6 protein-coding genes are annotated in these 13,804 nt (G+C 52.7%); all 6 read right to left on the bottom strand.

Annotation, left to right across the window (positions count from 1 at the left end; genetic code table 11):
* Positions 1 to 5: 5 nt before the first annotated feature.
* Positions 6 to 3,194, bottom strand: a complete 3,189-nt coding sequence (locus H144_RS0112160) for a SusC/RagA family TonB-linked outer membrane protein (RefSeq protein WP_019942341.1) — start codon at positions 3,192 to 3,194, stop codon at positions 6 to 8.
* Positions 3,195 to 3,684: 490 nt separating this feature from the next.
* Positions 3,685 to 7,236, bottom strand: a complete 3,552-nt coding sequence (locus tag H144_RS0112150) for a VCBS repeat-containing protein (RefSeq protein WP_019942339.1) — start codon at positions 7,234 to 7,236, stop codon at positions 3,685 to 3,687.
* A 95-nt stretch (positions 7,237 to 7,331) separates the two neighbouring features.
* Complete coding sequence (locus H144_RS0112145) at positions 7,332 to 8,432, bottom strand: carboxypeptidase-like regulatory domain-containing protein (protein WP_019942338.1); 1,101 nt, start codon at positions 8,430 to 8,432, stop codon at positions 7,332 to 7,334.
* A 143-nt stretch (positions 8,433 to 8,575) separates the two neighbouring features.
* Complete coding sequence (locus tag H144_RS0112140; protein WP_019942337.1) at positions 8,576 to 9,052, bottom strand: hypothetical protein; 477 nt, start codon at positions 9,050 to 9,052, stop codon at positions 8,576 to 8,578.
* 22 nt (positions 9,053 to 9,074) lie between these two features.
* Entirely contained in the window at positions 9,075 to 10,496 is a 1,422-nt protein-coding gene (locus tag H144_RS0112135; protein WP_157504641.1) for a SusD/RagB family nutrient-binding outer membrane lipoprotein, read from the bottom strand.
* A 5-nt stretch (positions 10,497 to 10,501) separates the two neighbouring features.
* A complete protein-coding gene (locus H144_RS0112130; RefSeq protein WP_019942335.1) occupies positions 10,502 to 13,621 on the bottom strand; it encodes a SusC/RagA family TonB-linked outer membrane protein in 3,120 nt (1,039 codons plus the stop codon).
* Positions 13,622 to 13,804: the final 183 nt, after the last annotated feature.

Below are 13,804 nucleotides of genomic sequence, written 5' to 3'. Positions count from 1 at the left end.
CGGTGTCAGAATGATACGTTGAGGCCCAGCAGGAATGTCCGCGAAACGGGCATATAACCACCGTCGAAGCCTAACGTGCGGTCTTCACCTGTCTGGATTTCAGGGTTCAAACCGCTGTATTTCGTGACCGTGAACATGTTCTGGCCCTGCACATAAATCTGCGCATTGCTGAAACCGATTTTCGCGGCTGCCGCTTTGGGAAGCGAGTAAGTGAGCTGCACGTTTTTCAGACGGAAATAAGTGCCTTTTTCAACAAAATAGCTCGATGGACGGCTGCTGATCTGGTCGTCCGCATCCATAATGGGTACAGTTCCTTCTTTGTGATCAGGCTGCCATGCGTCGTACAAGGCACGTTTCGCGCGGTTACCCTGGAATGTGTTGAAATCCGTGAAATAGCGCAGGTAGCTGAATATTTCGTTACCCACCACGCCATTACCGAACACCGTCAGGTCAAATGCCTTGTAGCCTATATTCACGTTTACACCATATACAAAATCGGGGTGCGGGTTACCGATTACCGTCCGGTCGTCGTCGGTGATTTTACCGTCATTGTTCACGTCGGCGATTTTGAATTTACCCGCTTTGTTGTAAGAACCATATGGTGCCCAGGCTTTGGCCTCCTCGTCGGACTGGAAGATTCCCAGCACTTTATAGCCATAGTAGGACGAAATCGGCAGCCCCGCCTGCGTGAGCGTAACGGCAGGAACGCGTGAGCCTGCGCCAAAGTATTTGGTATTTTCACTTTCGTCGAGCTTATCCACCGTGTTGCGGTACATCGAGTAGTTGAAAGAGGCACCATAGCGCAGCTCGCCTTTCAGCGCGGTGTTCCGGTACGAAATGCCGAGGTCGATACCCTTGTTGGTCATCTGGCCTACGTTGAACGAAGGCGCGCTCGCATCACCGGCTGTGAAAGTGATCGGTGTCGAGAAGAGCATATCGGTCGTTTTGCGGTTCCAGAAGTCGAGTTCGAGGGTCAATGCGTCGTTCAGGAATGTCGCGTCGAGACCGATGTTATTGGAAGTCGTCGTTTCCCATTTCGCATTCGGGTTACCGAAAGAAGAGGCGTCATAACCGATGGTCGGCTGGCTTCCGGAGCCGTCGATTGGATAACCGGCGTGGAAAATGTCCGCACGATAGGTAGTGTAGGCATTGTAGTCCCCGATTTTCTGGTTACCCGTCTTACCCCATCCGTAGCGCAGCTTCATATCATTGATAAAGCTCACCGATTTCATAAAATTCTCATCCGACAAGCGCCATCCCAAGCTGAATGCGGGGAACACCGCGTTGCGGGAAGCCTGCTGGAAGCGGGAAGATGCGTCGTTGCGAAGGATAAATTGGAACAAATATTTGTCCGCATAAGCATAGTTGACTTTCCCAAACTGCGAATACAAGCTGTAATCGCGGTTCACGCCGCCGTAGTTCGTCGCTTTGGTCGCGTCACCGAGGTTCAGGTAGTTGATAATGGAAGGGATTTCAAATGCGTACCCGGAGCGGCTTGCACCGAATTCCTCGGCAAACTCCCGGATCGCCTCGATACCCACATAAGCATCCACTTTGTGGTTGGTACCGAAGTTGCGCGAGTAGCTCAGTGTATTCGTCCAAACCCATTGGTAAGAATAGTAATCGGTGGATGTCGAACCGTTGTTGAAGCTACCTTCCACGTATTCCGGGTTAGCGCGACCGATATACCGGCCTCTCTGGCTCACGCCGTCGATACCGAGACTGGTTTTGACCGTCAAATTCGGGATAATGTCGAACTCGCCGTAAACATTACCGAATGCACGCAGCCGGTAGGTCCGGTTATCTTTTTCGCGGTACAGGGTGGCGTAAGGGTTGGAGTTGTTACCCAGGTTAGCCCCGCGTGAACCGGCAAAGTTGCCTTTGATATCGTAAACCGGCAGCAATGGGTGGTGTTTGTAGCTACCGGAAACCGCATTCTGTTCCTGGTTGTTCCCGAAACCGCCCTTCCGGTTATCGAACGAAACAGCCAGGTTCTCGCCTACCCTGAAACGTTTGTTGGCAGTTGAGAACTCTGTGTTCGCCCGAACGGTGTAGCGGTCGTAGCCGATGAATTTCACGACACCATCCTGGCTGAAATAGCCCACCGACAATGCGTAGCGACTGTTTTCTGTACCGCCTGTTGCGGATAGCTGGTAATTTTGAATGGGTGCTGTTGTTGTCAGTTCGCGCCACCAGTTGGTATCGGCGGCTTTGGTAATGGCATAAATATTACCCGGCACGAGCGAGTAGCGGGCTGGGTCTACATCCGGCGTACCTTCTTTTCCTTTGCTTGGGAAAACGTAGTCCGGCAGGGTTACTTCGCCATTCGGGCCGAATGTGTATTGACCGTGCGAAGGTGTTTTACCGGCATATTTATCGGCGAGATAGAGGTATTTACCCAGCTCTTCGGCATTCAGCGCCTCTACTTCCTTGTATGCTTTTTGCGAACCATAGTATGCATTGAACGAAATCACCGGCTTGCCGATCTTGCCGCGCTTCGTCGTGATGATCACCACCCCGTTGGCCGCGCGTGAACCATAAATGGAGGCCGAAGACGCGTCTTTCAGGATCTGGATCGTCTCGATATCGTTCGGGTTGAGGTTCCCCTGGTTCTCGGTAGGAACGCCGTCGATAATAAACAGCGGGTCATTGTTCCCGATCGTACCGAATCCCCGTATACGTACCGTTGCATTACCGCCGGGCGTCGCGTCGTTCACGATGTTCAGACCCGATGCACGGCCTTGCAGCTGCTGTGCGAATGTGGTAGCGGGAACGGACTGCAAGTCTTTGGCATTCACGGTAGTTACCGAGCCGGTAATATCCCGCCGCGATTGAGAGCCGTAACCCGTCACAATCACCTCTTCCAGGGCGCTGACGTCGCTCGTCATCGACACATCGATCACCGTACGGTTGCCGATCGCCACGTCCTTGGCCGTGTAGCCGATAAATGAAAATACCAGCGTTTGTGAGCTGGAAGGCACTTTAATCGAATATTTCCCGTCTGCATCCGTCGTAACCCCGATCGTCGTCGAGCCCTTTAATGTCACGGACGCACCCGGTAACGCGGACCCCGACTGCTCATCCATTACCTTTCCGGTAATGGTAATATCCTGAGCGGAGGCAATGTAGGAGGAGAGGAATAGAAGCACGCAACACAACAGCCTGCTTCCCAGGTGAAGGTAGTTTTGTTTCATCGTATTTAGTCAGGTTAATATAATTATGCTCCCAAAAATATTGATTTGAAATCATTAAATAATCTAATATTTACAAAATATATTCAAATGAATATTTAATTGTATTTTTCCAGCTATATCAAGATTATTTCATTGACTTTTTCCAAGAAAACCGGGGAAATTAAAACCAATTTTAATCGCATTTTAATTTGATAAAAATTAAGTGTCAAGCACACAAATATCAATTAATCAGGCATTTATAGTAAATAAAAGGTTACTTAACGGGACATACAGATTATGTACGATCAGATAAAATATCTGAAATAGCCGCTACGGCCCGGCACAAGCTTAAACGATTAATATTTATATAATTAACTTAAATATTAATATTCAAAAACCCCTCCATTACGCTCAAAAATTAAAATATTCATATTTCTAACAACAAAATACGGCGGCTTGTCGATGTCAAAATAACATACAAGCCGCCGTCGCGAAATTTGACCCGAAATACTTACCTGATTTCCCTTCGTACGCCCTTGGAATCTGTGATCGTGGCGGAAGTTACATAAGGCGGCAGAAACAGCGCGTGACTGGATTGCGACAGGAATGAAGAGCCGTAGCCGGGTTCTTCCCGCCTCGATTTGCCATCCTTGAAATGCAGTACCACCGCCGTTTCGCCGGCGGTCAGTTCCAGTTTTCTGGCGGGTTTAGCGGAAGTGTGAAAGCGCATTACATCACGGTTCTGCGACGTCGCTGTCATGCATTTATCACCCTGCGCAGCAAGTTTTACCAGGCCTTTCATATTACCATTGGCCATATAACCGCTCTCAGCAATCCGCAAAGGCTTGAAACGGCCCTTCCCGTCGCCTTGCAGCACCAGGCCGTAGCTTGCGTCATACCGGCCTACCGACACTTCGGAGCCGTAATCGTTGCCCGCCAATAACAGATCGAGGTTGCCATCCTGGTCGAAATCGTCTGCGATCATGCCGAACAGTGGCGCAAACTGTGCCTGAATAGGCAGTTCATGCATCACGAATTTGCCGCCGCCGAGATTTTCGATATAGCTGCTTTTCATCCACGTAGCCTGCAAATGCAACGCGTCTTTCAATTCCTCGGGTTTCAAAATATCATTTAAACCCGATTCTGCGAACTTGCTGTACTCCTGAAAACGCTGCCGGACCTGGATCACCTGCTTGCCCATATCGTCGCGGGTGTTGTAGGGAAATTCCTTGTACGTATCGTCCTGCGCCCGGTAATACACGGTCGGGATGGCGTCGAAATAGCCGTCGTTGTTGAAATCCTTCGCATACATACTCACGGGCCTGCCCTCAGACGCACGTGCGAGGGTATTCCGACCAAGATTTCCGCCGATATAATCCATGTCCCCGTCGTTATCGAAATCTCCGGCCGCGAGGCTTCCCCACCATCCTTTCTGTGCTTCCAGGCCTGACACTGCCTTCTTGAATTTCCCCTTGTCGTTTTTCAGGAAGGTAAGCGGCATCCATTCGCCGGCCAGCAGCAGGTCCGCCCAGCCATCGTTGTCGTAATCCGTCCAAAGCGCGTCGCATACCAGCCCTATGCCCGCCAGCTCCGGCGCAACGGCGTTGGTTACATTAGAAAAACGCACGGTTCCATTCCCGCTATCGTTCCGTAAAATGTAGCTCGAGACAGGCTTGGGATATTTGCCCGACTCCACCCTGCCGCCTACAAAGAGATCCAGGTCCCCGTCCCGGTCGTAATCTACCGCCTTCACACACGATCCATTCACCAGAAATGCCGGCAACGCAGCGCTATCCGGCGCAAAACGCCCCTTCCCGTCATTGATATACAACACATTACGTAATGCAGCCGAACCTTCCTGTAACTCGTAACTTCCACTCACGATATACAGGTCGAGGTCCTTATCCCGATCCGCATCGAAAAGCAGCACACCCATATCTTCCGTTGCCTTTTCCAGCCCTTCCGGCCCCGGCAGCAAATCAGCGACCCTGAATTTCCCGCCGGGCTGCTGCAACAGAAACCGTCCCTTATGCTGAAAGGCACCGCCCACGAAAATGTCGTCTAAACCATCCCCATTCACATCCCCCGCAGCCAGGCCCGGCCCATATTGCGACATTTTATGCGGTAACAGTTTTTGCACGTTAAAATCGATAATATCCGTTTCCTCATGCCGGTATGGCACATTCAGCTGGTCGGTGATGTCTGTAAAAAGCGTGTTTGGGGGTGTAACAATCGGCGCAGGCATATCCACGGCATTCTTTTCGTGGATCGTCAGCACCTGATTGACTTTTATATTATTTAAAACCTGCACTTTACCTCCCGGCCAGGTTACTTTCACCTCCTTTACGAGCTGATCTTTGCCCAATCCGAAATGCAGGTACGGCTCCACGGTCGACAAGTAACCTCGGTAAGGTGAGTTTTCGGCTACCTGTTTTTTACCGTCCGCGTAAGTGATTTCCGCAATGGCCCCAAGGCCCTGGCGATTATAACGGTCACCCTTAAACGCAATTCGCAAATAGTTGCTTTCCTGCGGCCTGAGCTGGATGCTGTTGTTCCGGTATACCATCGCCGAGTCGTTGATCCGGTTCACGACGTAGTCCAGGTCACCGTCGTTGTCAAGGTCGGCGTAAGCCGCGCCGTTGGAAAAACCGGCAGTTTCAATGCCCCAGTCCGTCGTCACGTCTTCGAATGTCAGGTCGCCTTTGTTTTTAAATACAAAATTCCGCAGTCTGACGCTCGGAATGTAATCCCGCATCATCATCGGGGCGACAATGTTCTCGACCCTGCTGCGGTAAGCGACGAAGTCGAGGTCGGTAATGTCGCGCGGGAAGCCGTTGGTAATGATAATATCGCGGAAGCCGTCGTTGTCGAAGTCGGTCACCATCGGCGTCCAGCTCCAATCCGTTTCCGCAATGCCGCTCAACAGCCCTATTTCGCTGAAAACGGGTGATTTAACTTTGGGATCGGGGCTTCCCAAATTCAGTTGCAAGGTATTTCGTGCAACCTGGTATTGGTAGCCGAACAGTTCATTGTTCTGGTAATTGACGTAGCTGTTGGCCGGGGTCATCATCTTTTTGCGGCGGTTGGTCGCAGGCATCATATCCACGGCCACAATATCCACCAGGCCGTCATTGTTCAAATCGGCCACGTCATTGCCCATTGCCGAATGTGAGGTGTGCTTGAAAGTTGCCGGCGCGCGCTCGGTGAATGTGCCGTTGCCATTGTTGATGTAAAGCAGGTCGTTGGTCAGGTAGTCGTTTGTGATGTAAACGTCCTTCCAGCCGTCCTGGTTGACGTCCGTCACATTGATTCCCAGGCTGTAACCTTCGATCAGGATGCCTGCTTCTTTGGAAACATTGGTAAAAACGGGATGGTTAAGCTTCGCATCCCAGTCGTTCCGGTAGAGCCGGTCGGTGCGCCGGGAAGTGCCGTCGACGATCTTTTTGTGGTATTTGTTCGGGAAGTTGTTGTCATCCATTTCATTGACAATCAGGAACAGATCCAGGTCGCCGTCATTGTCGTAGTCAAAAAACGCGGCATTGGTCGTGTGCGTCGTGTCGGCGATGCCGTACTCCTTACCCATTTCCCTGAACACCGGCACCTTGTTCGCGTCGAGGCCCTGGTTTACATACAGCAGATTCTCCCGCTCGCGCGCCACCTTGCGCACCGACGCACATACATATATGTCGAGCAGGTTATCATTGTTAATGTCCACCAGCGCCACCCCGGTCGACCATTTGTTTTCCGGTGCGACCCCGGCTTTGGCCGTCACGTCCTCGAATTTGAAATCACCCTTATTCAGATAGAGCTTGTTCGGCGACGTATTTCCCGTAAAGTACACGTCCGGCAGGCTATCGTTGTTGAAATCGCCCAGCGCCACGCCACCGCCATTGTAGACATATTCGAACGAAAGAATATTCATCGTGTCGTTTTCGGTAATGCGATTAGCGAAGCGGATGCCCGTGTCACCGGCGGGCAGCTCGGTGAAGGTTTTCAATTCGTTTTTACAAGAGAAGAGCAGGGCGGCTCCTGCCAATACCGGGAGTAATCGCTTAACGAACATTAGTCAGGTGCAATAAAATGACAGAATCAGGATATTTCGAAATTAAGAAAAGGAGACGGCAAATACATACCATCTCCAAAAAATTCCTGCAAATGTCACTCGTCGCGTTTCCAGTCGGCGGGAAGAAGGTTGGAGAAACGGTTGTTGCCCAGGTCGCCGGCCATCTCGAAGCCCATCGGCATGACTACCCAGCCCTGCGGTGTGATAACCATGTACCCGTTGGGAAATGTGATCTGGGTGTATGCGTAAGGCATATCCGAGTAAGGCGAGCGGCTCCTTTTATTCATATTGAAAACTTCCAGCTGCGTAAGGGACACCACCAAACGTTCCGTCGGCAATTCGCCCGGCCGCACAAGCCGCATTCCGCGCACGGCCTCTATGCGGTTATGAAGGTGGTTGGCAAGCGAATTATACCCGTTCACGCTCCGCACCGATTTAAAAATCCGCAGCGAATCTGGAATCACCTGGTATACCTTGAAACCCTGCTCCTGCAAACTATCGGCGACCATGCTCGTCAGCAAATGTTTCAGCGAGCCTTTGTAAGCCTCCTTCTGGTTGGCGCGCCAGAGCTTGCGCTGCGCATCGTCCTTCGGTTCGAGTAATTCAAACCGTGTTGCGCCGCCGTAGATAACTCTGCCATTGTAATAATCAAAATCGTCGAGGTCCTGGTGAATGCGGTAGCCCAACGCAAAGTTCTCGATTATAAGCGGCTGGGTGGTCTGTGCGCCGAGGTGGCCGTCGTCGTCCTCCGATATCCGCAGTACCTCGGGGTTCGTGATCTTGCAGAGCTTGCTGAATCTACTGTTTCCAAGCAACTCCCGGCTGATGATTTTGAGATTCTTCTCCCGCTTCTTGTTCTTTTTCGCTACGATCGTCACGCCTTTCAGCTCCTGCCCTTCCCGTAATTTGAACAACACCGTTTTCACACCCGGCTGCTCGAAACGGAGTGTTTGCTTCACTGTTTCGTACCCCAGGAAGGAGACGACCATTTCGAGGCTCCCTATGGCCAGGTTCGGCAAGCGGTAGTTTCCATTTTCGTCGGAATTGGTCCCGATGGTCGTATTATTGATAAAAACATTGGCAAAAGGCAGCGGCTTACCCGTTTTCTCGTCGGTAACCTTTCCTGTAAGCGTCACCGTGGCCGCCTGCTGCGCCTGCACACGTGTACACAAGAGCCAGGCCAGGGTGATGATCAATAAACAACGGGTCAGGGATATGCAATTTAAAAACGGACGCATCGGCAACATTCAAAGCTTTTGACCTCAAATATAAATGAGGAGTTGGTAAAACTCTGAAACTGTACGCAAATACACGCCGAACGTTGCATATCCCCTCCCGATCAGGGCTTCGTTTTCAGCGTCGCAGTCTTCTGCGACGAGGCCAGCGAATTGTCCGCCACCACTTCCGCGAATATCACCGACGTCACGTTTTTACCTTTGGGGGCCGTTACCGGTACTTTCATCACGTAGTTGCGAAGCTCGGCATCGTACTTCTGCGCACCGGCCGGCACGGTCGCCAGGAGCGTTTGCGCACCGGTAGCCGTGGGTGCGGAATAGACCCTGAATTCCTTCACGCCCACCTCCGACGTGTATTCGATATTGACATTCACCGTGCTCAGCGAATCTACGGTGGTAGTTGTTTGCAGAACGCCGGCCGCATTGTACACTTTCGCATCCCCGAGCCATACCACGGCTATCTGCGCCACTTTGCCGTTGCTCACGAGCAGGTCGTCGAACAGGTCGGGTTCGTCGTAGCAGCTCGTCAGCAGGCAGGCGGCGGCCAGGCAGGTAATGATATATTTCAAAAACAGTTTCATAATTTTTCTATTTGAGAATGGATTACTTCGAAATCAGCCACATTGCCACTTCCGGGTCTTTCTGGTTGGCCAGCACGGTTTTGGAATTGCGGGTAATCTCCGAATCAGGGTATTTCATGCGCTGGATGCGCTTGCCCTGGAGATCGGGATTGGCATTGGTCGGCATCGGGAAGTCGAGGTAGTTGTATTTGCGGATGTCCGTCCAGATATCCCCGTTCAGCAGCATGGATTTGAATTTCTCCGTGATAATATGCTTCGCCGTCAGTTTGGATGCACCCACATTGATCTTCGCATCTTTGAGAAATGCATCGATGTCCGCATCGGCCACGCCTACCTTTTTCATATTGGAAGAAATCATTGCCTGATAAGCCGCATAGCCCTCCGCCGAAGTGCCGGTGGCAGCGCCGCTCAGCACCATTCTCGCCTCCGCTTCGATGCCTTTCAGCTCCGAATAGCTCATCATCACCAACGGCGAATTGATATTGGAATGCCAGGCTTTGCTGTTCAAATCGACCGTGGAGCCACTGCCAGAGCCCGGTACGACGCCGGAATAAACCGTCTGGTTATTTTTCAAGCCGATCACCTTCGAAAGCCGCGGATCGGCCACGCCCTGGGTGGTGCCGTTCATGAGGTCCACGATCGTGTTGGTGAAAGTGACTGACAGGTTGCCCGTCGTGTTCGGAATGGCCACTTTGCTGTACCACGGGCTTAGGTTTTTGGAATTGTATTGCAGCTGAAAATCGTCCTCATTACCCTTCATACCCTTTTCCAGTGATGCCAATGCGCTTTGGGCGGCCTGCTGCGGGTTGCGCAGCGAACCGTGCCACACGTAACGGGCGCGCAGCGAATGCGCCAGCCGTATCCATTCCGCCATGTCGCCCTGGTAAATGAGGTCGTCGGTGCCGGGCTTTGCGCCCGTGTTGCCGGTGAGTTCGGTATTGGCCTCGTCGAGCAGCCGCACGATGGTCGCATACACCTGCTCCTGCGTATCATATGCAGGGGAAAAGTTCTTTTGATCTGCCTGCGAATAGGGCACATTCTCCCAGTTTACGGTAGCAATGCCCAGGTTATAGGCGGTGAGCACCTTGGCAATGCCCACATAAGCGGACGCCCCTTCCTCCTGCCCCTTTTCAATGATTGCATTCAGCTGCGGCAACGCATACAGATAGAGGTTCGACCAGCCGAGCGTGTTGTCCGTTTCCGCATAGGTGTCAATGCCATTCGCACCGAGCGCGCTGCCCAGCTGCTGCGCATACTGGCAGGCCACGTAAGCTTGCTGAAAACTGGCTTCTGCCGTATAAAACTGCGCGGTAGGCAGCAGCTCCTGCATGGTGGCGTCGCCTTTGAGGGTTTCGTCCGTGTTCACATCCAGGAACTTGTCACAGGACAGCAGGAGCATGCCCAGCAACGGCATAAGTATAATGGTATATTTAAATCTCTTCATCGCTCTCAAAAATTAACGTTGATACCCAACTGATAACTGCGCGTGGCGGGGTTGTTCCGGCCCACAAAACCGATGAGGTTCGTCCCCGACCCGAAGGTAAGCGCCTCGGGGTCGTAGCCGCGGAAAGGCGTGTTCAGGAAAAGGTTGGTAGCCGTCAGATTGAACCGAATCCCGCCTTTGAAAACGGATTTGGCCAATGCCGTTTTCGGGATCGCGTACGAGAGGCCCACCGTCCGCAAACGGAACCAGGAACCGTCCTGGATATTGAATTGAGCGGAATTACCCATGTAGCGGGCCGTAGAAGGATTGTAGAATGCATCGTCCAGGATCACCGCTTTGGTATTAGGCACATAGGTCACCGAGCCGTCGGCACCCTTTTTCTCCACCACACCTTTGAAAACGACCTGCTCATAACGCTTTTCCGTGATCTCGATCGACCCGGCCCGGAATGCATTGCGCTCACCGAGGTCCACCACATCCCCGCCTTGCCGCCATTCGAACAGGAACGACAGGCCGAGCCCGCGATAATTGAAGGTGTTCGTCAAGCCGGCCGTCCAGTCTGGCAGTGCATTGCCGTATGGCGTGGTGACCTGGCTGGTGAGCGGGAAGCCGTTCGACTGGATCAGCAGCTGGCCATCCGGCGCGCGGAGATAATCGAGGCCCCACAAATCACCCAATTTACTTCCCTCACGCACTTTCAGCACGCCGCGGCTGCCATTATCGAAATAGGAGATTTCTTCGAGCTCATCGGGCATTTCGATCACCTTTCCCGACATTTTGGTAAAATTCAAAGACATATCCCAGGTAAACCGTGCCGTTTGCAGCGGCTTGAAAGTCGCCAGCAGTTCCACGCCCTTGTTGCGGATCAGGCCGATATTGGTATAATAAAATGAATATCCCGACACATTCGACACCGGCGCACGGACGATCTGGTCCTTGCTGTCCATCGTGAAATAGGTCGCGTCGAGCATAAGCCGGTTACTGAAAAACCGGAGTTCGGTACCGAATTCGATGGACGTCGTACGCTCGGGCCTGAGGTTATCGGCCGCCGTGGTGGAGCGCCTGATGTAGCCCGGCACCGTATTACCGAACGGAAAGTTGTCGGCCAGCTCGTAATACACGCCTATCACGTAGGGGTCCGTGCCCTTGCCCACCTGCGCCCACGAGGCACGCAGCTTTCCGTAACTCAGAATGTTGTTCTTCGGCAGGTTTTCCGTAAAAATATAGCCGGCGCTGAACGACGGGTAGAAGAATGAGTTGTTGGCTGTGGGCAGCGTCGAAACGATGTCGTTCCGGCCCGTCGCATTCAGGTACAAAATGTCCTTGTAACTCAGCTTGGCGTCGGCGAAGAAGCTGACAATGCGGTATTCCAATGGTGAGTAAAAACGTTTCTGCTGGTTGCGGTAACTGCTTATTTCGTCCGTAAACGGCGCTTTCCAGCCCTCGCCGCGCTCGTAGTAGCTGTCGGGCCGCTTGCTGCCCACTACCGAGTTACCGACCATCAGCGAGCCGTTCCAGTTCTCGTTCAGCTGCTTCGTGGCAGTCAGGTACAGGTTGGAGTTGACTTCGCGATAGTTGATGTTTTCCTTGATCAAAAAGCCTTTCACGGCAGTCCCCACGTCGAATGTGCTATCCACCTGCCGTTTCCGCCGCTCGTTGAATGCATCCATCGTGATCTGGTATTTGGCGGAAAGCCAGTCGATGATGTTATAGTTCAATGTCAGATCGGCAATATAGCGGTTCACAGCGTCGATACGCGGGCTTTTTTTGACGAGGTACACCGGGTTGTCGGTGAAGCCCGGCAGCAGGTTTTTGTAGGAGCCGTCCGGGTTCAGATAGTCGTTGACGTCATAGGTATTGGGCCAATACGACAATGCGCTGAATACCGATTTGTCGCCTGCCGGCGGGCGTTTTCCGCCGGAACGGACGTAGTTGAATGAGCCCGACGCAGAGAAGCGTTTGGTAAAATTGTAAGTACCGGCGATTTTGGCGGAAGTCCGTTCGAAATGCGTGGCCGGCACAATGCCCTGCTGATAGTTATGCCCGGCCGAAACATAGATATTGCCCTTTTCGCTGCCTTTGGTGAGGGAAATGTTATTATTGGTGCGGAAACCGGTCTGGTAAAAACCACGGAAATTATCGTAAATGCGGTCGGTGGTATTACCGATAATGGACGGGCCGAAAGATTGGTAGGGCGTCCGCTGGCGTACTTCGGTGGGCGAAATGAACTCCCCGAAACGTCCCTGGATGAAGCGCGTCTGAATGTCGGGCGACTTACCGAGCACGTCCACGCCGCCCGATAGCGAGAGCGACACATTCAGTTTACCCGACTTACCCCGCTTGGTGGTGATGATAATGGCCCCATTGGAAGCCCGCAGCCCATAAAGCGCCGTGGCGGCAGGGCCTTTCAGAACGGAAATGCTTTCAATATCGTCGGGATTGATATCGGCCGCGCGATTGGTGTTCGCAAATTGCTCGGAAGCCCCCGGCGAGGCCGATCCGGCGCTGGGCAACGGGCTGCCGGCTGTGGTGGAATTGCTGATGATAATGCCGTCGATCACGAAGAGCGGCTGGTTGTCGGCACTGCCGCTGAGCGACGTAATGCCCCTCAGAATGATGTTCACGCCGGCTCCCGGTGCGCCCCCCGAGCCGGTAATCACCGCCCCGGCGATCTTGCCCTGCAATGCGCCCACCATGTTAGGGTTACCCGATTCCCTGATCTCGTCCGACCGGATGGACTGCACCGAATAGCCGATCGCGCGCTTTTCCTGCGTCTGCCCGAGGGCGGTCACCACCACCTCGTCGAGCATCGACACGTCGGGCTCCATCTGCACATTGACGTTTGTTCGCTGCGCCGTCACGACGACTTCTTGCTTTTTAAAACCGATAAAGCTGAAAACCAGCACCGCTCCGGGTGCTGCCTGGATCGAGTACGTCCCATTCCCGTCCGTAGAAGTGCCGCGCGAAGTGCCTTTCACGGCGACGCTCACACCGGGGATCTCTGCCCCGTCCTTGTCGGTGACTTTTCCCGTCAGCGACCCGTCCTGCGCCCAGGCCGCATTCCAGCAAAGCGCCAGGACCAGCCCAAGCAACGCCAGGTTGCTGTGTAGTAGTTTTTTCATCATGTTAGTCAGGTGTCGTTATATGATACTTGTAATTTACTATCCATTCTTCAAAAAGTATTATGCAAAATCACTTTAAGAAAACAAAAGGTGACTTATTGGTTAATTAACGGTTCAATAGTCGTGCCGAACGCCGTTTTGACAATCATCGTTTTTTGTCCGAAAAAATTATTACTAGAAAAATAG

This window comes from Dyadobacter beijingensis DSM 21582, from assembly GCF_000382205.1.
GTDB lineage: Bacteria > Bacteroidota > Bacteroidia > Cytophagales > Spirosomataceae > Dyadobacter > Dyadobacter beijingensis.
The sequence above is the reverse complement of the archived record's forward strand: the minus strand, read 5'-3'. Positions and strand labels throughout refer to the sequence as shown.

What these genes read in the sequence shown, in the direction of transcription:
- H144_RS0112160 (WP_019942341.1), bottom strand. Translation starts at nt 3,194, where the DNA reads ATGAAACAAAACTACCTTCACCTGGGAAGCAGGCTGTTGTGTTGCGTG.
- H144_RS0112135 (WP_157504641.1), bottom strand. Translation starts at nt 10,496, where the DNA reads ATGAAGAGATTTAAATATACCATTATACTTATGCCGTTGCTGGGCATG.
- H144_RS0112130 (WP_019942335.1), bottom strand. Translation starts at nt 13,621, where the DNA reads ATGATGAAAAAACTACTACACAGCAACCTGGCGTTGCTTGGGCTGGTC.
- H144_RS0112140 (WP_019942337.1), bottom strand. Translation starts at nt 9,052, where the DNA reads ATGAAACTGTTTTTGAAATATATCATTACCTGCCTGGCCGCCGCCTGC.
- H144_RS0112150 (WP_019942339.1), bottom strand. Translation starts at nt 7,236, where the DNA reads ATGTTCGTTAAGCGATTACTCCCGGTATTGGCAGGAGCCGCCCTGCTC.